Below are 21,482 nucleotides of genomic sequence, written 5' to 3' on the forward strand. Positions count from 1 at the left end.
GATGTTGTAAGATGAGAATAAGTCGGGTTATATTCACTTTCTTCGGGGGATTTTTTCTTATCGCCCTATCTACCTATGCCCAAGAGTCGCCTAATATTGATGAAACACAAAGTGCAGAGCTTTTTCTGGAGGACTATTCGGATGATTTTCAGGACAAATTTTTTGATGCCCTAAAGCAAAAGGGTATTGAAAATTACGATAGGGCCATTAACCTTATGCTCCAATGCAAACAATTGGATGAAAATAATACTGTGGTAGACCATGAACTGGCACAAATGTACCTCAAGGAAAAACAATATCCGGTTGCGGAAACATTTGCTTTAACGGCGCTATTGGCAGAACCTGATAATTTATGGTATACCAATACGTATGTAGAGATATTGCAAAAACAGCAGAGATCCGTTGAGAGCAATAAAGAGCAGTTGCCTTTTGATGAACCCAAGTTCAAGGAAAATTTGGCTTTGGTATATTATAGAAAGGGAAGGGCCAAAGCAGCAAAATCTATTCTGGAGCAGACTCCAAAATCTAGCTTTACGCAACAGCTATCCGTAAAAGTAGATGATTTAATAGAATCGCAACAGGCGGCTATTACCAGTAGTTCCTTTTCTGCTACCAACGTAAACAGATCGGAATCAGGTTCCGTTGAGCAATACAAGGCCCGTATTCAGGGCATGCTCAGAACCAATAATTATTTATCTCTAGATCAAGTTGCGGCAGAGGCTTTGGAAAGTTACCCTTCGCAACCCTATTTTTATTATGCCCAAGGTTATGCCTATAATAAAAAGGGCAAACCACGCGATGCTATTGAGGTATTGGAAACCGGACTGGATTATTTTGTAGGTGATATTGCATTGGCCAATAAGTTTTATCAAGAACTGGCAGATGCTTATAATTCCATTAACAATTCAGTCAAGGCAAATATGTATCTTCGTAAGATAAAACCCGGGTTTTAAACTTTACAAAGATTATGGCTTTACCCTTACGAATGGCCCTGCGTTTAACGGCGTTGGTCTCACTTTCTTTTTTTATTTCTTGTAAATCTACCAAGGTTCTGGCCGATGGTAAGGTTGATGGCAATCTTTCGGCGAAAGCTATTGTTAAGAACCATTATGCGAATACAACCAATTTTAATACGTTAAGCGGGAAAATGCGAATAGATTATTCCGATGGCGAATCGTCTCAAGGGGTTTCAGTTAGCTTGCGAATGGAAAAGGATAAGGCTATTTGGATGAGTGCTCCACTTGGCATGGTAAAGGCATATATAACGCCGGGCAGGGTCTCCTTTTATAACAAATTGCAGAATGAGTATTTTGATGGAGATTTTGCTTATTTAAGTAAGTTTCTAGGAACAGAACTGGATTTTGAGCAGGTACAAAATCTGCTAATGGGCCAGGCGCTTTTTAATTTAAGGGAAGGAAAGTATGATGCATCTATTGTAAATGGGGATTATCAATTAAAACCTAAAAAAGCAATGGAACTCTTTAAGGTGATGTTTCAAGTAGAGCCCAAGAATTTTAAGATGGCTGCGCAACAACTCTCTCAGCCTCTAAAGAAGCGTTTGTTACAAATAAACTATACGGATTATCAGAAAATTGACAAGTATATTCTTCCGCAACGTATTGCCGTTGCTGCTATTGAAGGTGAGGACCGCAATACGGTTGATATAGAATACAAAAATATAGAGTTTGATCAACCTATGAATTTTCCTTATAAAATACCAAAAGGTTTTAAAGAAATTACACTTACTGACGATGCGCGGTAATACCCATTATATTGCAATTTTCTTTTTTTTCTATCTCTTGGGATGGAACCCCGTTTTTGCTCAAAACGAAGAGCAGGAAGCGTTGGAAGCCAAGCGAGAGCAGTTGCAAAAGGAGATAGAACAAATTAACTATTTACTGTTTGATCAAAAGAAGAAAAAGGGTACGGTCTTAGATCAGATGGAGGCCTTGGACAACAAAATAAAAGTGCGTCAAGAGCTGATTAATGTGACCACGAAACAGTCCAACATTCTAAACCGAAAAATAAATGCCAATATAAAGGTCATTTCCGGTTTAAGGAAAGAATTGGATGAGCTTAAGGATGATTATGCTATGATGATCCAAAAGGGCTACCAAAGCAAAATTCAACAGAGCAAATTAATGTTTTTGCTGTCATCAGATGATTTTTATCAAGCCTTTAAGCGCATACAGTACATAAAACAATACACGGAATTTAGACGTAAACAGGGGGAGAAAATTGTTGTTAAGACCGAAGAACTTAGTAAGTTGAATCAGGGGCTTAGTGCGCAACGAAAGGAAAAGGACCGTTTAGTGGCCCAAAACCTCAAAGCCAAAAGGGCAATGACCCAAGAAAAAGAGGATCATCAGGCACTATTGGGAACGATACGTAAGAGCGAAACCAAATTTGCCGCACAAATTAGGGACAAGCAAAATCAGGCCAAGGAAATTGATCGTCAGATCGAGCGTCTCATTCGTGAGGCCATAGCAGCATCCAATAAGGACGCCAACAAAAAAAGTAACGACCCAAGCAAGTTCTTATTAACTCCGGAGGCGGCTATCGTAGCCAATAGCTTTACGGCAAATAAGGGCAGATTGATTTGGCCTGTTGAAAAAGGGTTCAAAAGCCAAGGTTTTGGGGTGTATGCAGATGCTATTTATCCTGGAATTAAACATCAGAGTAACGGTGTGGTCATTACCACGGACCAAGGGGCCAAGGCACGGGCTATTTTTAGAGGTGAGGTCATTGCCATACTTTCCATTCCGGGTGGTAATAAGGCTGTGCAATTAAAACATGGTAATTTTATCAGTACGTATTATAACCTCTCGGTCCTTTATGTGAAAAAGGGTGATAAGGTAGAAGCAAAGACGGATCTCGGAGAAATTTATACCAATCGGTCTAACGGTCAAACAAAATTGAAATTTTATTTACATCAAAACACTTCCAAGTTAAATCCTGAGGAGTGGGTGTACCAATTATAAACTTAAGAATGCTATGAAGAAGATAACAGACTTACAGGGAACATTTACGTTAAACAATAAAGTAGAAATGCCATACCTTGGTTTGGGCACGTACCAAGCGGATAATGAGCAAGAGGTAATAGATGCTGTTAAGAATGCATTGAATGGTGGTTACAGACATATAGATACGGCTTCGGCCTATAAAAATGAAGAAGGAGTAGGTAAGGGTATTCAGGAGAGCAATGTGGCCCGTGAAGAGGTGTTTTTGGTCTCTAAACTATGGAACGCGGACCAAGGTTATGAAAGCACCTTAAAAGCCTTTGAGGAGAGCCTGGAGCGTTTGGGTGTAGATTATCTGGATCTATATTTGATTCACTGGCCGGTTGCCGGAAAATATAAGGATACTTGGCGCGCCATGGAAAAGCTATATCGGGAGAAACGGATTAGGGCCATTGGGGTCAGTAATTTTTTGCAGCACCATTTAGAAGATTTACTGGAAACTGCAGAAATTATTCCAACGGTAAACCAAATGGAGTTCCACCCCTACTTGGTGCAACAGGATTTAATAGATTTCTGTAACGAAAAGGAAATTCAGTACGAATCTTGGTCACCTTTTATGCAGGGAAAAGTTTTTGAAGGGCATTCCAATGATTTTGACCCACTCACTGCTAAATACAACAAATCTATTGCACAGATTATATTGCGCTACAATTTGCAGAAGGGCATTGTTGCCATTCCAAAATCGGTACATGAAAACAGAATCAAGTCCAATGCGGATATTTTCGACTTTGAACTGTCAGAAGCCGATGTAGTTTATCTAGATGGGCTGGATAAAGGTGAACGCAGCGGACCTGATCCCGATAACTTTGATTTCTAACAGAGGATTACTGTGTAAACAAAGCCTTTAGTTCTGTAGCTTCATTAGGCTTCATTTTGCCTGCCAGAACAAGGCTTAGTTGTTTTCTGCGCAGAGCGCCTTCAAAGCGTTCTTGCTCTAGTTTTGTCTCAGGTTCTAACGGAGGAACAACAGTAGGTCTTCCGGTATCATCTACTGCTACAAAGGTATAGATGGCTTCATTGGCCTTGGATTTTTCGCCGGTAAAACGGTCTTCCATCCAAACATCAATATACACTTCCATAGAAGTTTTAAAAGCGCGTGAAACGGCCGCTTCTACTGTAAGTACACTTCCCACGGGCACAGATTGGTTAAACGCCACATGGTTTACAGATGCGGTAACGGTAATGCGGCGGCTGTGGCGGCGTGCAGAAATACTAGCGGCACGGTCCATTCGGGCCAAAAGCTCACCTCCAAATAGGTTGTTTAAGGGGTTGGTCTCACTAGGGAGTACCATATCGGTCATTACGGTTCTAGAATCACGGGGATTTTTAGCCTGCATAAATCAATTTTTTGGCAAAGATACCTTTTTTAACGGGCACCAAAGAAGAACCTTTTCTAAGTTGTAAAAGGTAAATTTAAAAGCTTGAAAAATAAGCTTTTTCAAAAAGGATTTATGATACAAAGTTGGTTTTAGTGACCGGATTTTAACCAAGCGTCTTTTTGAGTGCGCTTAATCTCACGTAGTGCTTCCAAGGCTTTGTTAGAGTCCGTAAAACTATCGTAGGCAACCAAATATAGACCAAAAGGATTTGTACCTATATAAGAGGGATTAAAGCCCTTAAGTTTTAATTGCTCTATTTTCTTGTCGGCATTGGTACGGTATCTAAAAGCTCCAGCAATAATATGGTGCATACGCTTTTCCGCCAGCTCCGAAACCGCTTTTTTAGAAGTTTTTAGTGTAATTGTAGGCAATTCCAATGGCTGTGCATCAAAGAAGGTTGCTTCTTGAATACGTTTGGATACCTGTTGTTCCGCTTCTTGACGGGCCAGTTGTTGGTTGTTTTCGTTGGATTTATAAAATTGGAATCCGGTAACACCTAGAGTTAAGGCAACTAGTGCAACGGCCGCATATTTTAAATAAGGACGGAGCGTAAGCGTTTCACGTTTTTCAGGTGTAAAAGCAAACGGAATTTTTTCTTCAAGCTGAACAACTTCTTCTTTTAACGCTTCACGGGTAACCGGAGCGGAAACAAAAGAAGACATTCCAAAGGAAGATGTCAGGTAGTTTACATTGCCTGAAGGTTGAAATTGAATCTTATCTTCTGAACTGTACCATAGCGTTCCAATATCGGCCAATCTTAATTGATTGCCTTTTTTAAGGTCTGCTTTCCATTCACCTACAATTTCGCCTACTTCTTCAAGCATCTGCTCAAAAGAAACATTTTCTGCTTCGGCGGCATAGGAAACTAAAAGTCCGTCATTGGACAATAATTGTTGGTTGAATGAAACCGTTTTTACCGGAGGATAAAAAGTGTTGGTACTTTCATGTATAACAGCAGATTTTTGTTCGGTTAAAAATGCTCCGAAACCTGGCACAACTACACAGTTGTAGCGATACATTAACTCAGATATATAGCGTTCTAATCCCATATAGCGCAAATATGGAAAAAATTAAAAGGTCAGACCAGCCCCTACATAACTTTTTATTAACATTATAAAATGTGTATTTTGTGGATAACTTTGACGCATATATAAATGACTACAGATGAATTGCTTGCAGTATTACGTTTGCAAGGTGCCCCCAAAATAGGTGATGTAACTTTAAAAAAGCTTATTGCACATTGTGGCAGCGCAACAGCTGTTTTTGAAGAAAAGCGCCAAAATCTTTTAAAAATAGATGGTGTTGGTACGCATGCTTTAAAAGGACTTTACGATGTAGAACACCAAGAGGCCGCAGAGGAGGAGTATGGGTATATTGAGAAAAACAGCATTGGGTTCTCTTATTTTTTGGACGAGGATTATCCCAGTTACCTAAAACACTGTATAGATAGTCCGGTATTGCTCTACAAAAGGGGGAATATCAACTTAGAGAACCGGAAACTCATTAGTATTGTTGGTACGCGTAAAATAACAAGTTATGGCACCGCATTTTGCGAAAAGTTCATTGAAGACTTGGCTCCGTTGAACCCCATAATCGTTAGTGGATTTGCCTATGGCGTGGATATTACTGCTCAAAAGGCTGCCGTAAAACATGGTTTACAAACCATAGGCTGTTTGGCACATGGTCTCAACCAAATGTATCCAAAAACTCATGAGAAATATATTCGTGATGTGGAGAAAAATGGTGGGTTCTACACGGAGTTCAGAAGCACAAGTAATCCTGACCGGGAAAATTTTTTAAAGCGAAACCGGGTTATTGCCGGTATGAGCGAAGCTACTGTAGTTATTGAATCTGCCGAAAAAGGAGGTAGCTTGGTTACCGCGGATATTGCCAACAGCTACAATCGGGATGTGTTTGCCGTACCGGGAAGGGCTCAGGATAAGTACAGCTCTGGGTGCAATAATCTAATAAAACAGCAAAAGGCACATATGCTGACTTCGGCCGCTGATCTGATTTATCTTTTGGGTTGGAATATTGCCGAGAAGGAGCCTCAAACTATTCAAAAGCAACTCTTTGTTGAACTTGAACCAACTGAACAGTCCATTTATGATTACTTGCACAAAAACGGAAAGCAATTGTTAGACAGCATAGCTTTGGAATGCCGGTTGCCTATTTTTAAAGTGTCGTCTACCTTATTGAATATGGAAATGAAAGGAGTTATCCGTCCATTGCCCGGAAAACTGTTCGAGGCCATTTAACAAAAATTGAAAAATGATAGAGAAGACTACCGACTGGCTAGTCTGTAAATAGGTTTGATACGAGCTTAAAGTAGGTTCTTAAGGGCTTTATCGATGAAAAACCTCTTGAAAACGAGACAATTTTAGATTTCCTAAATGCGCTATAAAAACAAAACCGACTCTAAAGTCGGTTCTGTTAAAGTTTAATACCCTAGTTTTTCACGTACTCTTTCCAGTACGCCATCGGCAACTTTGCGGGCTTTTTCAGCACCTATGGCCAATGCTTCGTCTACTTCTTTAGTATTGTTCATGTAGTAATCATACTTCTCCCGTGCATCACCAAATTTGTTTACGATTACTTCGTAAAGGGCTTGTTTAGCATGGCCATACCCGTAGTTTCCTGCAAGGTAGTTGACACTCATTTCTTCAATCTGTTCTTGAGAGGCCAATATTTTATATAAGGCAAAAACGTTGTCGTTAGTCGGGTCCTTTGGTTCTTCCATAGGCGTACTGTCCGTCTGTATGCCCATGATCTGTTTCCTTAGTTTTTTATCGGTCTGAAAAAGATTGATCAGGTTGCCCCTACTCTTACTCATTTTCTCTCCATCGGTACCGGGAATGTACATGGTACTTTCCTGAACCTTACCTTCGGGCAGAACAAAGGTTTCCCCTAGTTGCGCATGAAAACGAGAAGCTACATCACGGGTAATCTCAAGATGCTGCATCTGGTCTTTTCCAACGGGTACAATATTGGCATCGTATAAAAGAATATCCGCGGCCATTAACATAGGGTAGGTAAACAATCCGGCATTAACATCCTCCAAGCGGTCTGCCTTGTCCTTAAACGAATGTGCCAAAGTCAATCTTTGAAACGGAAAAAAGCAACTTAGGTACCAAGAAAGCTCAGTAGTTTGTGGTACATCGCTTTGTCTATAAAAAACAGTTTGGTCTATATCCAACCCAAAAGCCAGCCATGTGGAAGCTATGGCATAGGTGTTTCTACGTAATTCTTCCGCATTTTTTATCTGGGTGAGCGAATGCATATCTGCAATGAACAAAAACGATTCGTTCTTTGGGTCTTGCGCCATTTCTATTGCGGGCATGATTGCGCCTAAGATATTTCCTAGGTGCGGAGTGCCCGTGCTTTGTATTCCTGTTAAGATTCTTGCCATTTGCTTATTTTCAAAGAAGCCCAAAGATAAAAGAAATGCATTATACCTCGTAAAATTGTTACTTTTGATTTTATGCCCGGAATACTCAAAAAAATTGGCTACACCCTGTACCGCATTTGGTTCTATATTTTAGTAGCTCTGCCCATCCTCATATTTTTTCCTTTTTTGTTGCTGACTACGCTTAGCGAGAAGTGGTATCCACAGTTTTTTTGGTTGGCACGGAACCTATGGGCCACCCCAATTTTGTACGGTATGGGTTGTCCACCAAAGGTGATTTTTGAACAGAAGATAGAAAGGCGAAAGAGCTATATGCTGGTGGCAAACCATACCAGTATGTTAGATATTATGTTGATGCTCTACATTAGCAGAAACCCTTTTGTTTTTGTGGGCAAGAAAGAATTGGCGAAGATTCCGCTTTTCGGTTTTTTCTACAAAAGGGTCTGCATTATGGTAGACCGTTCGGATGCCAAGAGTAGAACGGCGGTATATAGACGTGCTCAAAAGAGGTTGGGCCAAGGATTGAGTATCTGTATTTTTCCAGAAGGAGGTGTACCGGATGACGAGCGTATTCTTTTGGACGATTTTAAGGATGGCGCCTTTAGAATGGCCATAGCCCATAAAATACCGGTGGTTCCTATGACCTTTTATGACAATAAAAAGCGATTCTCCTTTACGTTTTTTAGTGGAGGTCCAGGCCGCACTCGCGCCAAAGTACACCAATTTTTCAAGACCGATAATCTCTCCGAATCCGATAAATCAAACTTAAGAGAGAACGTAAGAACGGTAATTCTAAAAGAACTTCAGTCCCAATAATAGCCTCTTGGATCTAGTATAGAATATATGCTAGGGACAAAGCGGAGATGAATATCCAAAGAAGCAATGCCAAAAGCATGGGGCGTATACCCGTTTTCTTTAAATCCCCAATAGAAATTGTTGAACCCACAAGAAACAAGGTCAATACCAAAAGATGTTTAGAAGTGGCAACTAAAAACCCCGTAGCAGGTGCGGGAATGAGGTGATAACTATTCACTATAATGGCCCCTATAAAAAGTAGAATGAAGTAAGGCATTTTTACTTTTTCACCTTTAGTTTTAAAAACGAACATAGAAAGAAGGGACAATGGTATAATCCAAAGCATTCTAGAAAGTTTTACCGTTGTGGCTATTCTCAAGGCTTCATCACCATAACCAATGGCCGCACCTACTACAGAGCTGGTATCATGTATGGCTACAGCACACCAGAGCCCAAATTGATGTTGAGTTAGGTGCAGGTAATGACCAATTGCCGGAAAAACGAACAATGCCACTGAATTCAATAGAAACACAACGGCCAGCGCAATGCTAATGACCCTGCTTTTAGCATTTATTACAGGAGATATAGCCGCTATGGCACTACCACCGCAAACTGATGTTCCGGAAGTAATGAGATGACCTAATTTGGTGTCCAGTTTTAAAACCTTTGTGAGTAAAAAACCAAGGCAAACGGTCAGGAGAATTGATAAAAAAGTTAGGGTGAAGCCTTCTTTGCTTGTTGCTAAGGTTTCTTTTAAAAACATACCAAAACCTAGACCCACAACAGATATTTTTAGAAAGGTGTGTATAGCCTTGTGGCAATATGCTTTAAAAGGGTTGTTAAAAAATAGGGTGAATCCAAAACCGAGTAGCAGGGCAGTTGGGCTATTGACCCATCCGCTGAAAACGATAAGTGCTATACCTAAGAATACTGCTTTTGCCATTCTATCTTTCATACCATCATATTTTCTGATGTTACAAAAGTAAGCCCGTTAAATTACTTTTAAGCAATTTAAAATGCTATATGAAATAACTAAAAGTTATAGTTGTTCCGTGCGAATTTTTGAAAGTAGTCCATTACATTAGATTGGTAACCTGTTCTTGATACAAAATAAAACCAGCGTTGAATGGTAACATTTTTAATGTCGATGATTTTGAGTTTATTGGAAACGAGGTCTTCATTTAACGCATGAACGGAGAGCAATGCAAAAGTTTCAGAATGGTAGAGGTAGTTTTTTATGGCTTCGGTACTGTTAAGGGTTACAATACTGTTCAGCTTTTTAATATTGTGTTCCTTAAGAAAACCGTAGATGATTTCTCGGGTTCCGGAGCCCATTTCACGCTCTATCATGGGGAGTTTTTGCAGTACGTCCGTACTTATGGTGTTTTGTTTAAAAGCACTGTTCTTAACGCTGGTAACCAATACTATTTCATCTTTTATAAACTTTTCATAATGAAGTTTTCTATTGGTGTTGCTGCCTTCGGTTATACCAAAATCTAATTGTTGGTTGAGTATAAACTCCTCAATTTCTTCTGAATTACCGCTTTTAATATCAAAATTGGTGCGTGGGTGCTGTGTTCTGAATTTAGCAATGATTTTTGGCACAATATGGTTTACCAAAGTAGTACTGGCGCCAAAATGAATGGCGTCTGGAATATGTTCTTTTTGATGTAAAAACTGATTTTCAATTTCTGCATGAATCTCCAATATTCTATTGGCGTAAACCAAAAAGGCTTTTCCATCTTCAGTAAGTTCAATGGAATTTCGCTTTCGCAGAAAAAAGGTCGTCTTGTATTCGTCCTCTATACTGCGAATGGCTTTGGAAACTGCAGGTTGGGATATAAAGAGTTGCTCCGCCGCTTTAGTAAAACTAGAGTGAATGGCTACCGCTTTAAAAATCTGTAGTTTCTGTTTCATCAGTTTAAATAAAAGAATAGTTCCGCTTTAGAAACTGTTTGTACAGCAAGCCTTTAAAATTTAAAATTGAGACCACTGTATACCCCAATCGAAAAAGGCCTAAAATCTCCGGATACATCTGAAAAGGTATTCAGTTGATATTTAAAAACCGGCTCTACATTAAAACGTATTTTTGGTGTGAACTTGTAATTGACACCAAACCCAACATTGGTGCTAAAGTTTACAGAATTTATGTTGTTGGCTTCACCTATTTCTGTAGTTAGTTCGCCAGAAGTTAAGGTTACGGAATTATCTATTAAGAACAGCGAACTAACACCGCCCAGAATATTTAATCCAAACTTACGGTCAATTAGCGCGTAATCCAACTCCAGAGGCACCTCTAGATAACCAAATTGCTGTGCCATAGTCCCGCTTCGTTGATTGGTGTTGGCGTTGGTCACTTCAAAGGCAAACATGGCATCCGAGTTTGATAAGCTGTTAAAATTACTGTTTTGGCTCGTTACTACTATGTTTTTTGCAGTACTGGCATAATCAATATTCTTTAGTTTGTCAGTTGAAGCTTCTTGCAAGGTAGATGAAAAGCCAACATCGTTGGTGTCGTACCCATAGTCTACTTTATTTATTCCTGAGCGAATACTCAATTTATCGTTTAGGGCATAGGCCACGGTAAGGCCGTAACTAAAATTGGTATTACCGGATTTTGAGTTCTCATTAAAAATGGAGTTGACGGGTGAACCTTCGCCAATAGCATTATAGTACACTGGGGCAACATTGGGCCCTGCGGACCAACGGCCTGTTTTTTCTACAGTTGCAATTTCCTCTTTGGCTTCAATCTCATCAAAAATGGATTTCTTTTCCTGGGAAGATTTTTTGGGTAAGTCTGTGTTGCTTTCGGCTATTTCAGTATGTAAAACCGAGTTTTGCGCGTTGCTCTTATTTGTTTCAAGGTTTTCAGAACCTTGTTGTTCGGCCTTTGCCAAATCTGTAGATTCCATTTTATCTCTAATGGTAGAACCTGTTTTTTGATTTGTCGGGGAGTTAGCTGTGTCAGGCGAATCAACACCTGTCTCATTACTTACAAGTCTGGAATCAGTAGGGCTTTCATCCTGTTGGTTGGTCTCGTTTTTCGTTTTTAAAGCATCCTTAGTTTTGTTGCTCTGAGCTAACTCTGTGCTTTTAGACGGTGTAACATTCTGATTTTTAAGCGTGCGCTTTTCTACGGTCTGTTCATCTTTTTCTAAGCTTGAACTTTGGGAGTCACCATTTTCTTGAGTGTTGGCATAGGATTCAACATTCTGCTTTTTTTCTGGGTCAATTTTAGCATCGGAAGAAACTACAGTACTTTCCTTTTCGGACGAATCTAAAATAAACTCATTGGTATTTTTTTTGCTATTGTCCGGTAGCTCTTCATTTTCATCAGTATTGGTTATACCGTTGGAATCTATGGTTTGTGGAGAGGTTGGATAGAACGCCGAAAGCGCAATGACCAAAGCTGCAGCTGCACCACCCAGGGTCCACCAGATAGGAATGACCCTTTTCTTTTTCTTCTTGTCCAAAGAAGCCTCAATGGCGTTCCAGACTCTATCGCCCGGAACTTCCTCAAAGTCGCGAAACTTCTCTTGGAACAGATTATCTATATTTTTTTTACTCATTATGCAATGCTTAGGTACTTGGTATTTTGTTTTTTTGATGTACTATTTTTCAAGGGTCATACACAAAATCCTATCAAAAGGAAGATGAGCAGGCCAATGATGGCTTTATTCTTTGTAATCTCTATTTTTTCTTTTAATAGGTTTCTGGCTCTGGCCAGATTACTTTTTGAGGTGCCTTGGGAGGTGCCTAAAAGTTCACTTATTTCCTTATGGGTATATCCATCAAGAACATATAGGTTAAACGTAAGACGGTATTTGTCCGGAAGCTCCTGTATATGTTTTAATAAGGTGTCCAGGCTTAGGTTCTCATAATCCCCATCTACTTCTGGTTCTATTTCCTCAGTATTTTCCGTTACTAAGCTTAAATGTTCCTCCTTACGGTATTTTTGAAGAACGGTGTTTACGGTTATACGTTTTAACCAACCTTCAAAAGAGCCTTTGTGTTTAAACTGTCCAATTTTTTCATAGATAACCATAAAACTGTCGTGTAGGTTGTCTTCCGCTTCCGTTCGGTTGCGGGAATACTTAAGGCAGATACCGAACAACGTACGGGAATAGTCCCGGTACAATTGTTCCTGTGCCTGTCTGTTTCCTTTCTTACAGTTAATAATGAGCTCTTCTAGACCCAATTGGCATTGTATTATTAAAGCATGTAAACTACGTGCTTGTTTTTTAGAAATAGTGAATGACTAAGGTTAAAGATAATTATTCTTTTACAGGTACTTCTATTTCTAAAAATTCAGGTTCCCCTGCAGAATCGTCGCCAGTATAGAATCTGAAAATATACGGTTTGGTATAAAGTACTTCAAACTGAAAAGCGTCCTGCAGACTGTCGTTCATCTCAATACATTCCTCTTTGTCCAGTGTAATACCAATTGCGGATATGGTTCTAATTTGGGTAGAGTCCGTAAACGAACGTTTTACATCAAACTGGTCCATTAGCGTACAATCATTTGGCCTTAGGATGTTAACATCTACGTTGTATACGCGTCCTAGTTCAAATGTATCCGGCAAACTTGCTCCGGTAATATTGAGTGATGTATATTGAAAATTTACGCCGTCATCATTAAGGCTGCAAGATGCAAGGGCAAGTGCACAGGCTAAACCAAAAAGTTTAAGGTATGGTCTCATGGTAATGCATTTTATTTACTAGATGAAAAATACGGGCAAGGGTTGCGTGGAGTGGTTCTATACTAGCAATAAAGAGTTACGCCGCTAAAAACAACGGTTGATCGTTGCTATTAGCGGCGTAACAATAAGGTAAACCTTTTTAGTTTATTCTTTTAGCGCTTTTATGGCTGCCCTGATTTTTGCATCTAGTTCTTCAAAAAGCTCTGGGTTGTCCAGTAATAGGGACTTTACGGCATCACGGCCTTGCCCTAGTTTGGTATCGCCATAGCTAAACCATGAACCGCTTTTCTTGATGATTTCATATTCAACACCAAGATCAATGATTTCACCAACCTTAGAGATTCCTTCACCATACATAATATCAAACTCCGTTGTTCTGAATGGTGGAGCTACTTTGTTTTTCACGACTTTTACTCGGGTCTTGTTCCCTTGAACACCTCCGTCCGTATCCTTGATCTGTGTAGATCTACGAATATCTAGTCTAACCGAAGCATAGAATTTTAAGGCATTTCCACCTGTGGTAGTTTCTGGATTACCAAACATTACCCCAATTTTTTCACGTAGTTGGTTAATGAAAATAACCGTACAATTGGTTTTGCTTATAGATCCGGTAAGTTTACGTAATGCCTGAGACATTAACCTTGCATGAAGACCCATTTTGGAATCTCCCATCTCACCTTCTATCTCACTTTTAGGAGTCAATGCGGCAACGGAGTCAATAATAACAATATCAATCGCGCCTGAACGAATCAGGTTATCGGCTATTTCTAAAGCTTGTTCCCCGTTATCCGGTTGAGAAATGATAAGGTTGTCTATATCTACACCAAGTTTTTGCGCATAAAAACGGTCAAAAGCGTGCTCAGCATCAATAAATGCTGCAATGCCCCCATTTTTTTGGGCTTCGGCAATGGCGTGTAAGGTCAAAGTGGTCTTACCAGATGATTCAGGACCGTAAATTTCAATTACCCTACCTCTTGGATAACCGCCAACGCCCAAGGCTATATCAAGACCTAATGAACCGGATGGGATTACTTCAACATCTTCTACTACGCTGTCGCCCATCTTCATTACGGCACCTTTTCCGTAAGTCTTGTCCAACTTATCCAAGGTTAACTTTAGGGCTTTTAGTTTTGCATCTTTTTCCGAGCTCATATTTTCTTTTTTTTAAGGGATGCTAAATTAGCATTTCTTTTATCATAATGCCAGTTCTTAAGTTCATTTTCTGAAAATGGGGCGTATGTTTTTAGAGGATATGCAATACAGTGTTTTTTTAAAATAATTGATAAATGCTGTAAGGCTAAAGCTTGGTAGACGTCTAAGGGATAAGTGTTTGTTAAAATAGTTGTTTCCTTAACGCAACTTTTAGGTTGGTTTGGTATCTTATTAAAAATACTGTTCCGATTGTAATCGGAAACTAACTCAAACAAGCTTCCCTTTTTAGTGTTAGGGAGCAATGGTGGCCACTTCCTTTTTTATGTATTTTAAAGATGCTATGAAAAAGAAAAAAATGGAATGGTCAATAAAGAGTCTTGATTTTATCAAGGCTCTTTTTTTTATGGCCTTGGGAGGTTTGGCGGCCCAAATTCTGCCCACGAAAAAGAATTATCTATAATTGTTATCTTTGCGGACTTAGAAAATTCTTTATAAACTTAAAACATTGGTATAGCATGCAACTGTACAATAACTTAAGTGCAAAAGAAAGGGCAGCTCTTATTGAAGAAGCCGGTCAAGAACGTTTGACTATCTCTTTCTACAAATATGCACAGATCGGTAACCCGGAAGTATTCAGAAATCACCTTTTTATCAATTGGAACGAACTAGACGTTCTTGGCCGTATTTACGTTGCCAACGAAGGTATAAATGCGCAATTATCCGTTCCGGCCGAAAATTTTGAACGTTTTAAGGCCCATTTGGATAGCATTACCTTTTTGGAGAATGTGCGTCTGAACATAGCTATTGAACAGGATAACCTTTCATTCTTGAAGTTGAAAGTTAAGGTTAGGAACAAAATTGTTGCAGATGGTCTAAATGATACCACTTTTGATGTTACCAACAAAGGTATTCATGTAGGAGCTGAAAAATTTAATGAACTTATTGAAGACCCGGATACCATTTTGGTAGACATGCGTAACCATTATGAGAGTGAAATAGGTCACTTTAAAAATGCCATTACCCCAGACGTAGATACGTTTAGAGATTCTTTGGATATTATTGAGAAAGACCTGGCAGACCATAAAGAAGATAAAAAATTGGTCATGTACTGTACCGGTGGCATACGGTGCGAAAAAGCAAGTGCCTACTACAAGCACAAAGGCTTCAAACAGGTGTACCAGTTAGAAGGAGGAATTATTGACTATACCCGTCAGGTAGAGAATAAAAAACTTGAGAATAAATTTTTAGGAAAGAATTTTGTTTTTGATCATAGACGTAGCGAACGTATTACGGACGATGTTATCGCTAATTGCCACCAATGCGGCAAGCCTTGCGACAATCATGTAAACTGCGCTAATGAAGCATGTCACCTATTGTTCATTCAATGTGATGAATGTGCGAAAAATATGGACAATTGCTGTTCGGATAGTTGCCAAGAAATAAATGCTTTACCCTATGAAGAACAGAAAAAGTTACGCAAGGGAAAAGGGGCTAGCAACAAAATTTTTAAAAAGGGACGATCGGAAGTGCTCAAATTTAAAAAGTAGACTTTAAATTTTCTTATCGCCATATATCAAATGGGCCACTAACGTAACTATTGAAAGTGTAAGGCCCAGGACAGATACGCCTGTCCATTGGTAATGCAACCATGCAAAGGCGGCTAAGATGGTGCCAAGGGCACCTCCCAGAAAGAAAATGACCATGTACACGGTATTTATTCTGTTTCTGGCATGTTCGTTCCTGGAGAAAATAATGTTCTGGTTGGCAATATGGAGCGATTGTTGCCCAAGGTCTACCAAAATAACACCTAGTACAATGCCAATGATAGAATGATGAGAAAATAGAAATACTACCCAAGAAAGAATCAAAATTAGGGTAGATACAATTATGATCCGGTTTTTGCTCATTCGGTCACTTAGTTTTCCCACTACTGTGGCCGCTAGGGCACCAACAATACCAATCAGTCCAAAAGTTCCGGTAATGCCGCTTCCGTAGCCAAAATTATCTTCCATCAGAAACACTAAATTGGTCCAAAAGGCACTTAATCCGGCAAATGAAAGTCCGCCTCTAAATGCGGCAAGACGCAAAGGAGGTTCGGTCTTAAAGAAATGCACAAGGGACTTAATTAGATCTAAATAACGACCTTCGTACACCGGTTCTACTTTCGGTAATTTGAATTTTAGCACCACAAATAACACAAACATCATTGCAGTGGCCGCAAAGTACATGGTACGCCAGCCAAACTGCTCCCCAATAACCCCGCTAATTACACGGCTTCCAAGAATGCCGATCAGCAACCCGCTCATCACTATGCCTATGGCACGCCCTCTATTTTCCGCATTGGACAACTGTGCGGCCATGGGAACGAACAATTGCGGTAGGGCAGAAGTACATCCTATAAAAAAACTGGAAACGACCAGTAGCCATAAAGAGGTGGAAAATGCAGCGGCCAATAAGGACAGCAGCATCAGTATAAAATCTATTTTCAATATTTTTTGACTGGAAACCATATCGCCCAGAGGAACAATGAACAGCAACCCGAACGCATAGCCCAATTGAGTGGACAGGGCCACATTGCTCACGGCAGATTCGCTAACTCCAAAACTTACGGAAATCATATGGAGCAAAGGCTGGTTGTAATAGAGGTTCGCAGCTACCAAGCCTGCGGAGAGGCTCATGAGATAGAGAACGGTATTACTTAGCGTTTTTTGCTTTTCCATGAAAAGGGATCTTAGATTTTTTTTAAGGAAGACAAATTTGGCGCAAAGGAACGAAGAACCTTCGTAAGTTGAGATAACTTTCTATCACATTAAAAATTTAGTACCTTTACATATAAAATTAGTACGAACCCTATTTGGCCAAAAACCCCCGTTTAGGCCAAACCAAGATATAATATATGGGCTGTAGCAGTTGTTCGACCGGTAAGGACGGACAACCTCGTGGTTGCAAGAATAATGGAACTTGTGGTACCGATGGTTGTAATAAATTAACCGTCTTTGATTGGCTTTCCAACATGTCGCTTCCTAATGGTGAAAAGCCGTTTGATTGCGTTGAAGTTAGATTTAAGAACAGTAGAAAAGAATTCTTCAGAAATACCGAAAACCTATCCATTTCAATAGGTGATATTGTGGCAACACAGGCACAATCCGGTCATGACATTGGTATGGTTACCCTTGTTGGTGAATTGGTGAAAGTGCAGATGAAGCGTAAAAAGGTTGATCACAAAGATGAAACCCTTCCAAGGATTCATCGTAAGGCATCTCAAAACGATATTGATAAATGGCAAAAATGCCGTGACCGCGAAGAGGAAATAAAAAAGCGCGCACGGGAAATTGCCATTATTTTGAAACTTCAGATGAAAATTTCGGATGTTGAGTTTCAAGGAGATGGTTCAAAGGCCACATTTTATTACACGGCCGAAGATCGCGTAGACTTTAGGCAGTTGATCAAGGATATGGCCAAAGCATTTGGTATTAGAATTGAGATGCGGCAAATAGGGTATCGCCAAGAAGCCCAACGTTTGGGTGGTATAGGTTCCTGCGGACGGGAATTATGCTGCTCTACATGGCTCACGGATTTTAGGTCCGTAAGTACTTCTGCGGCACGGTATCAACAGTTATCGTTAAATCCACAAAAATTGGCAGGACAATGCGGAAAGCTCAAATGTTGTCTAAACTATGAGCTAGATATGTATTTAGATGCCTTAAAGGATTTTCCGTCTCAGGACACTAAATTGTTCACGGAAAAAGGCCTTGCGTTCTGTCAAAAAACAGATATTTTTAAAGGAATGCTGTGGTTCTCTTACAAAGAAGATCCATCAAATTGGCACACTTTAACCAAGGAGCAAGTGCAGGAAATTCTCGAAAAAAACAAAAAGAGAGAAAAAGTTGCCAGCCTAGAGGAATATACGATAGATAATTTCGTTAAGGAAGAGAAGGTGTTCGAGAATGTTGTGGGGCAAGATAGCCTAACGCGTTTTGATAGACCTAAAAGATCATCTAGAAATAGAAACCGTAAGAGAAGCAAGGCTAAAAGTAACAGTGGCAATACCAATAAAAATAAAGGGGCTAAAACGGGTAACACAAACCCTCCTAAAAATAAAAGAAGGAGAAACAATAATCCTAAAAGACAGCAAAATAATGGCTAGGCTCTTACTGGTTCTTGCTGTGGCAACACTGTGTTTTTCGTGCAATGACAATTTGGTCAGGTCAGAATTTCAGGCAACTAAAGGTGGGGTCTGGAACAAGACGGATAATATTGTGTTTTCTTTTACCGAGATAGATACCACCCAAAGACATAACATGTTCATTACCGTTCGTAATGATGCTACTTTTCCCTACAACAACCTGTTCTTGATAGCGGAACTGGAATATCCTTCCGGAGAAACGGTAAAGGATACATTGGAGTATGAAATGGCGTTACCGGATGGTACATGGTTGGGAAAGGGCTACGGTAGTATCAAGGAAAATAAATTATGGTATAAGGAAAACATCGTTTTTCCATCTTCTGGCGTATATAATTTACGGGTCTGGCACGCCATGAGAAAAAATGGTAGTGTTAACGGTGTTGAAAATTTAAAAGGCGTAACAGACGTCGGTTTTGAAATAGAAAAAAGTAACGAGTAAGGTATGGCCAAGGTTGTTAAAGAGAAAAAGACCAATGGGTATTTTAAATATATCAAATGGTTTTGGATCCTGTTTATTTCAGGTATTCTGTTAGTTGTATTGATATTTTTGTCTGCGTCTTGGGGACTTTTGGGAGAGATGCCCGAATACGAATACCTAGAAAATCCGCAGACCAATTTGGCTACCGAAATTATTTCTTCGGATGCAAAGACATTGGGTAAATTCTACTTGGATGATAACCGCACACCTGTGCCCTATGACAGCCTTCCCCAAAATTTGGTAAATGCGCTTGTGGCCACGGAAGATGCCCGTTTTTATGATCATTCAGGAATAGATGCCCGTGGTACGCTTAGAGCTTTTGCTTATTTAGGAAAAAAAGGAGGTGCTAGTACCATATCACAACAGCTGGCGCGTCAACTCTTTGTAGGGGTACGGTCTAAGAACAAATTTGAGACCATCAAACAAAAGGTAATGGAGTGGGTTCTGGCCACACGTTTGGAAAGACAATATACCAAGGAGGAAATCATTGCCATGTACCTTAATCAATATGATTTTCTTAATAATGCAGATGGAATACGTTCTGCCGCAAAAATCTACTTTGGTAAGGAGCCACAAGAGTTGAAAACGGAGGAGTCTGCCGTATTGGTAGGTATGCTTAAGAACTCATCTTATTTTAATCCGATCAGAAGAGAAGAATTGGTTAAAAACCGAAGAAACACCGTTCTGGGTCAGATGGCTAAATACGATTACATCACGGAACAGGAAAAAGATTCGTTACAAGCCTTGAAGATGGATATTAATTTTAATCCAGAATCACATAAAGAAGGTTTGGCTACTTACTTTAGAATGTACCTACAGGGTTTCATGAACGACTGGATATCCAAAAACCCTAAGCCAGCTTTAGAAGGTGGTAGGGACAAATGGAATCTTTATTTGGACGGACTTAAAATTTACACGACTATAGATTCACGTATGCAGGCTAATGCCGAAGACGCTGTACGTAAACATATGGCTAATCTTCAAAATGAATTTTTTCACCAAAATACGCCTGATAGAAACCCTACGGCCCCATTTTTAGACTTGGAGAAGTCTGAAATTAATAAGATTATGGAGCGAGCAATGAAAAATTCCTCCAGATGGCGTAAAATGAAGGCGGAAGGAAAATCTGACAAGGATATTCGCGCATCATTTACCAAGAAAACGGAAATGACGGTTTTTGATTGGAATAGTGATGGTCGTGAACGTGATACCATTATGACTCCAATGGATTCAATCAGGTATTATAAAACCTTTTTAAGGGCGGCTATGATGTCTATGGAACCCCAAACAGGACATGTAAAAGCTTGGGTTGGTGGAATTGACTATAGGCATTTTCAATACGATAATGTTATTCAAGGTTCACGACAGGCAGGTTCAACTTTTAAACCTTTCGTATATGCTGCGGCCATTGACCAATTAAGACTTTCTCCATGCGATTCTTTACCGGATACTCAATACTGTATTGAAGCAGGAAAACACGGTAATATGGAAGCTTGGTGTCCTAAAAATGCAGTTGGGCAGTATTCTGGTAAAATGTATACCTTAAAAGATGCATTGGCAAACTCAGTAAATACGGTTACCGCACAATTGATCGATCGGGTCGGACCTAGATCAGTAGTGTCAATAGTTAAAAATCTTGGAATTAAAGGAGACGTATTAGAAGTGCCATCTATTGCATTGGGTACGCCTGATTCCAATGTTTATGAAATGGTCGGGGCTTATGGTACGTTCGCCAACCAAGGTGTATATGTAAAACCTGTTATGGTTACGCGTATTGAAGATAAGAATGGTACGGTATTGTATGAATACGTGCCTGAGACCAAAGATGTGCTTAGTAAAGATGTAGCTTATGCTATGGTTAATCTTATGGAAGGTGTTACTCATGGAGGTTCTGGTACACGTTTGCGTCATAGTTACCAGAAGAATGCTACTGAATATAAAGAAATCATTACGGGCTATCCATACGGATTTACAAACCCGATTGCAGGTAAAACTGGAACAACGCAAAACCAGAGTGATGGTTGGTTTATGGGAATGGTACCAAACTTAGTTACTGGCGTTTGGGTTGGTGGAGAAGAAAGATCTACACACTTTGCGTCTATAAAATACGGCCAAGGAGCATCTATGGCATTGCCTATCTGGGGGCTGTACATGAAGAAAAACTATGAAAATAAAAATCTAGGAATTTCTGATGGCGAGTTTGAAAAACCTAAAAATTTATCCATTAACGTAGACTGTACCAAAGTGGTTGGTGATAGCGATGATGATGGTGGGTTAGACGATGATTTGGATGATTTGGATTTCTAATCCATAAAAGTAATTTAAGCTTTTTAATTGCCCGTGACTTTCACTGAAAGTCACGGGCA

The 21,482-nt window shown here is 39.8% G+C and carries 20 protein-coding genes; 10 read left to right on the top strand and 10 right to left on the bottom strand.

Features of this window, described 5'->3' with window-relative positions; all coding sequences use genetic code 11:
* The first annotated feature begins 11 nt into the window (after window positions 1-11).
* Genes Q4597_RS03455 through Q4597_RS03470 form a run of 4 tightly spaced genes read left to right on the top strand, consistent with a single transcriptional unit; the run spans window position 12 to window position 3,837 of the window.
* Window positions 12-953 (top strand): lipopolysaccharide assembly protein LapB, encoded by a 942-nt coding sequence (locus Q4597_RS03455; RefSeq protein WP_303404740.1) that lies wholly within the window; start codon window positions 12-14, stop codon window positions 951-953.
* Window positions 954-967: 14 nt separating this feature from the next.
* The gene (locus Q4597_RS03460; protein ID WP_289037905.1) at window positions 968-1,762 is read left to right on the top strand and encodes a DUF4292 domain-containing protein; all 795 of its coding nucleotides are present in this window, start codon (window positions 968-970) and stop codon (window positions 1,760-1,762) included.
* On the top strand, window positions 1,752-2,981 hold the full coding sequence (locus Q4597_RS03465; RefSeq protein ID WP_215436595.1) for a murein hydrolase activator EnvC: 1,230 nt from the start codon (window positions 1,752-1,754) through the stop codon (window positions 2,979-2,981). The genes Q4597_RS03460 and Q4597_RS03465 overlap by 11 nt, the downstream gene beginning before the upstream one ends.
* 13 nt (window positions 2,982-2,994) lie before the next feature.
* The gene (locus tag Q4597_RS03470) at window positions 2,995-3,837 is read left to right on the top strand and encodes an aldo/keto reductase (RefSeq protein ID WP_303404741.1); all 843 of its coding nucleotides are present in this window, start codon (window positions 2,995-2,997) and stop codon (window positions 3,835-3,837) included.
* A gap of 7 nt (window positions 3,838-3,844) precedes the next feature.
* Here the strand turns inward: Q4597_RS03470 and Q4597_RS03475 are convergent, their stop codons facing one another.
* Window positions 3,845-4,357 (bottom strand): acyl-CoA thioesterase, encoded by a 513-nt coding sequence (locus tag Q4597_RS03475; protein ID WP_215913378.1) that lies wholly within the window; start codon window positions 4,355-4,357, stop codon window positions 3,845-3,847.
* A 131-nt stretch (window positions 4,358-4,488) separates the two neighbouring features.
* Window positions 4,489-5,448: an SPOR domain-containing protein gene (locus tag Q4597_RS03480; RefSeq protein ID WP_215436585.1), complete on the bottom strand. Its 960-nt coding sequence runs from the start codon at window positions 5,446-5,448 to the stop codon at window positions 4,489-4,491.
* Window positions 5,449-5,553: 105 nt separating this feature from the next.
* Between Q4597_RS03480 and dprA the strand changes: the two genes are divergently transcribed.
* Window positions 5,554-6,657 (top strand): DNA-processing protein DprA, encoded by a 1,104-nt coding sequence (gene dprA, locus Q4597_RS03485; protein WP_215436582.1) that lies wholly within the window; start codon window positions 5,554-5,556, stop codon window positions 6,655-6,657.
* Window positions 6,658-6,839: 182 nt separating this feature from the next.
* On the opposite strand, the gene trpS is transcribed toward dprA, so the two are convergent.
* Window positions 6,840-7,808, bottom strand: a complete 969-nt coding sequence (trpS, locus tag Q4597_RS03490) for a tryptophan--tRNA ligase (RefSeq protein ID WP_303404742.1) — start codon at window positions 7,806-7,808, stop codon at window positions 6,840-6,842.
* Window positions 7,809-7,880: 72 nt separating this feature from the next.
* Here trpS and Q4597_RS03495 point away from each other — a divergent pair, with 72 nt between their 5' ends.
* Window positions 7,881-8,621 carry a 1-acyl-sn-glycerol-3-phosphate acyltransferase gene (locus Q4597_RS03495; protein ID WP_303404743.1) on the top strand — a complete coding sequence of 247 codons (741 nt, stop codon included), beginning with the start codon at window positions 7,881-7,883 and terminating at the stop codon, window positions 8,619-8,621.
* Window positions 8,622-8,634: 13 nt separating this feature from the next.
* Here Q4597_RS03495 and Q4597_RS03500 read toward each other — a convergent pair whose 3' ends face one another.
* The 6 genes from Q4597_RS03500 to recA all read right to left on the bottom strand — a co-directional run bounded on the left by Q4597_RS03500 (window position 8,635) and on the right by recA (window position 14,452).
* Window positions 8,635-9,555, bottom strand: coding sequence for a YeiH family protein (locus Q4597_RS03500; RefSeq protein ID WP_303404744.1), 921 nt, complete (start codon window positions 9,553-9,555; stop codon window positions 8,635-8,637).
* 77 nt (window positions 9,556-9,632) lie between these two features.
* On the bottom strand, window positions 9,633-10,517 hold the full coding sequence (locus Q4597_RS03505; protein ID WP_303404745.1) for a LysR substrate-binding domain-containing protein: 885 nt from the start codon (window positions 10,515-10,517) through the stop codon (window positions 9,633-9,635).
* 53 nt (window positions 10,518-10,570) lie between these two features.
* Complete coding sequence (locus Q4597_RS03510; protein WP_303404746.1) at window positions 10,571-12,169, bottom strand: outer membrane beta-barrel protein; 1,599 nt, start codon at window positions 12,167-12,169, stop codon at window positions 10,571-10,573.
* A gap of 56 nt (window positions 12,170-12,225) precedes the next feature.
* On the bottom strand, window positions 12,226-12,798 hold the full coding sequence (locus Q4597_RS03515; protein WP_215436564.1) for an RNA polymerase sigma factor: 573 nt from the start codon (window positions 12,796-12,798) through the stop codon (window positions 12,226-12,228).
* Between the two features lie 76 nt (window positions 12,799-12,874).
* Window positions 12,875-13,300, bottom strand: coding sequence for a hypothetical protein (locus Q4597_RS03520; protein WP_303404747.1), 426 nt, complete (start codon window positions 13,298-13,300; stop codon window positions 12,875-12,877).
* 144 nt (window positions 13,301-13,444) lie between these two features.
* On the bottom strand, window positions 13,445-14,452 hold the full coding sequence (gene recA, locus Q4597_RS03525; protein WP_215436558.1) for a recombinase RecA: 1,008 nt from the start codon (window positions 14,450-14,452) through the stop codon (window positions 13,445-13,447).
* 515 nt (window positions 14,453-14,967) lie between these two features.
* Here recA and Q4597_RS03530 point away from each other — a divergent pair.
* Complete coding sequence (locus Q4597_RS03530; RefSeq protein WP_289060152.1) at window positions 14,968-15,999, top strand: rhodanese-related sulfurtransferase; 1,032 nt, start codon at window positions 14,968-14,970, stop codon at window positions 15,997-15,999.
* A gap of 3 nt (window positions 16,000-16,002) precedes the next feature.
* Here Q4597_RS03530 and Q4597_RS03535 read toward each other — a convergent pair whose 3' ends face one another.
* Window positions 16,003-17,172: an MFS transporter gene (locus tag Q4597_RS03535; RefSeq protein WP_303404748.1), complete on the bottom strand. Its 1,170-nt coding sequence runs from the start codon at window positions 17,170-17,172 to the stop codon at window positions 16,003-16,005.
* A 176-nt stretch (window positions 17,173-17,348) separates the two neighbouring features.
* Here Q4597_RS03535 and Q4597_RS03540 point away from each other — a divergent pair, with 176 nt between their 5' ends.
* The 3 genes from Q4597_RS03540 to Q4597_RS03550 are packed head-to-tail and all read left to right on the top strand — an operon-like array spanning window position 17,349 to window position 21,423.
* Window positions 17,349-18,599, top strand: a complete 1,251-nt coding sequence (locus Q4597_RS03540; RefSeq protein ID WP_215436549.1) for a regulatory iron-sulfur-containing complex subunit RicT — start codon at window positions 17,349-17,351, stop codon at window positions 18,597-18,599.
* Window positions 18,592-19,077 carry a gliding motility lipoprotein GldH gene (locus tag Q4597_RS03545; RefSeq protein ID WP_215436546.1) on the top strand — a complete coding sequence of 162 codons (486 nt, stop codon included), beginning with the start codon at window positions 18,592-18,594 and terminating at the stop codon, window positions 19,075-19,077. The genes Q4597_RS03540 and Q4597_RS03545 overlap by 8 nt, the downstream gene beginning before the upstream one ends.
* A gap of 3 nt (window positions 19,078-19,080) precedes the next feature.
* Window positions 19,081-21,423 (top strand): penicillin-binding protein 1A, encoded by a 2,343-nt coding sequence (locus tag Q4597_RS03550; protein ID WP_215436543.1) that lies wholly within the window; start codon window positions 19,081-19,083, stop codon window positions 21,421-21,423.
* Window positions 21,424-21,482: the final 59 nt, after the last annotated feature.

Source organism: Zobellia sp. 1_MG-2023 (assembly GCF_030549125.1).
Classification (GTDB): domain Bacteria; phylum Bacteroidota; class Bacteroidia; order Flavobacteriales; family Flavobacteriaceae; genus Zobellia; species Zobellia russellii.

Bases quoted from the DNA above. Each gene is read 5' to 3' on its own strand.
- Q4597_RS03455 (WP_303404740.1), top strand. From the start codon at position 12: ATGAGAATAAGTCGGGTTATATTCACTTTCTTCGGGGGATTTTTTCTT.
- Q4597_RS03460 (WP_289037905.1), top strand. From the start codon at position 968: ATGGCTTTACCCTTACGAATGGCCCTGCGTTTAACGGCGTTGGTCTCA.
- Q4597_RS03465 (WP_215436595.1), top strand. From the start codon at position 1,752: ATGCGCGGTAATACCCATTATATTGCAATTTTCTTTTTTTTCTATCTC.
- Q4597_RS03470 (WP_303404741.1), top strand. From the start codon at position 2,995: ATGAAGAAGATAACAGACTTACAGGGAACATTTACGTTAAACAATAAA.
- Q4597_RS03475 (WP_215913378.1), bottom strand. From the start codon at position 4,357: ATGCAGGCTAAAAATCCCCGTGATTCTAGAACCGTAATGACCGATATG.
- Q4597_RS03480 (WP_215436585.1), bottom strand. From the start codon at position 5,448: ATGGGATTAGAACGCTATATATCTGAGTTAATGTATCGCTACAACTGT.
- dprA (WP_215436582.1), top strand. From the start codon at position 5,554: ATGACTACAGATGAATTGCTTGCAGTATTACGTTTGCAAGGTGCCCCC.
- trpS (WP_303404742.1), bottom strand. From the start codon at position 7,808: ATGGCAAGAATCTTAACAGGAATACAAAGCACGGGCACTCCGCACCTA.
- Q4597_RS03495 (WP_303404743.1), top strand. From the start codon at position 7,881: ATGCCCGGAATACTCAAAAAAATTGGCTACACCCTGTACCGCATTTGG.
- Q4597_RS03500 (WP_303404744.1), bottom strand. From the start codon at position 9,555: ATGAAAGATAGAATGGCAAAAGCAGTATTCTTAGGTATAGCACTTATC.
- Q4597_RS03505 (WP_303404745.1), bottom strand. From the start codon at position 10,517: ATGAAACAGAAACTACAGATTTTTAAAGCGGTAGCCATTCACTCTAGT.
- Q4597_RS03510 (WP_303404746.1), bottom strand. From the start codon at position 12,169: ATGAGTAAAAAAAATATAGATAATCTGTTCCAAGAGAAGTTTCGCGAC.
- Q4597_RS03520 (WP_303404747.1), bottom strand. From the start codon at position 13,300: ATGAGACCATACCTTAAACTTTTTGGTTTAGCCTGTGCACTTGCCCTT.
- recA (WP_215436558.1), bottom strand. From the start codon at position 14,452: ATGAGCTCGGAAAAAGATGCAAAACTAAAAGCCCTAAAGTTAACCTTG.
- Q4597_RS03530 (WP_289060152.1), top strand. From the start codon at position 14,968: ATGCAACTGTACAATAACTTAAGTGCAAAAGAAAGGGCAGCTCTTATT.
- Q4597_RS03535 (WP_303404748.1), bottom strand. From the start codon at position 17,172: ATGGAAAAGCAAAAAACGCTAAGTAATACCGTTCTCTATCTCATGAGC.
- Q4597_RS03540 (WP_215436549.1), top strand. From the start codon at position 17,349: ATGGGCTGTAGCAGTTGTTCGACCGGTAAGGACGGACAACCTCGTGGT.
- Q4597_RS03545 (WP_215436546.1), top strand. From the start codon at position 18,592: ATGGCTAGGCTCTTACTGGTTCTTGCTGTGGCAACACTGTGTTTTTCG.
- Q4597_RS03550 (WP_215436543.1), top strand. From the start codon at position 19,081: ATGGCCAAGGTTGTTAAAGAGAAAAAGACCAATGGGTATTTTAAATAT.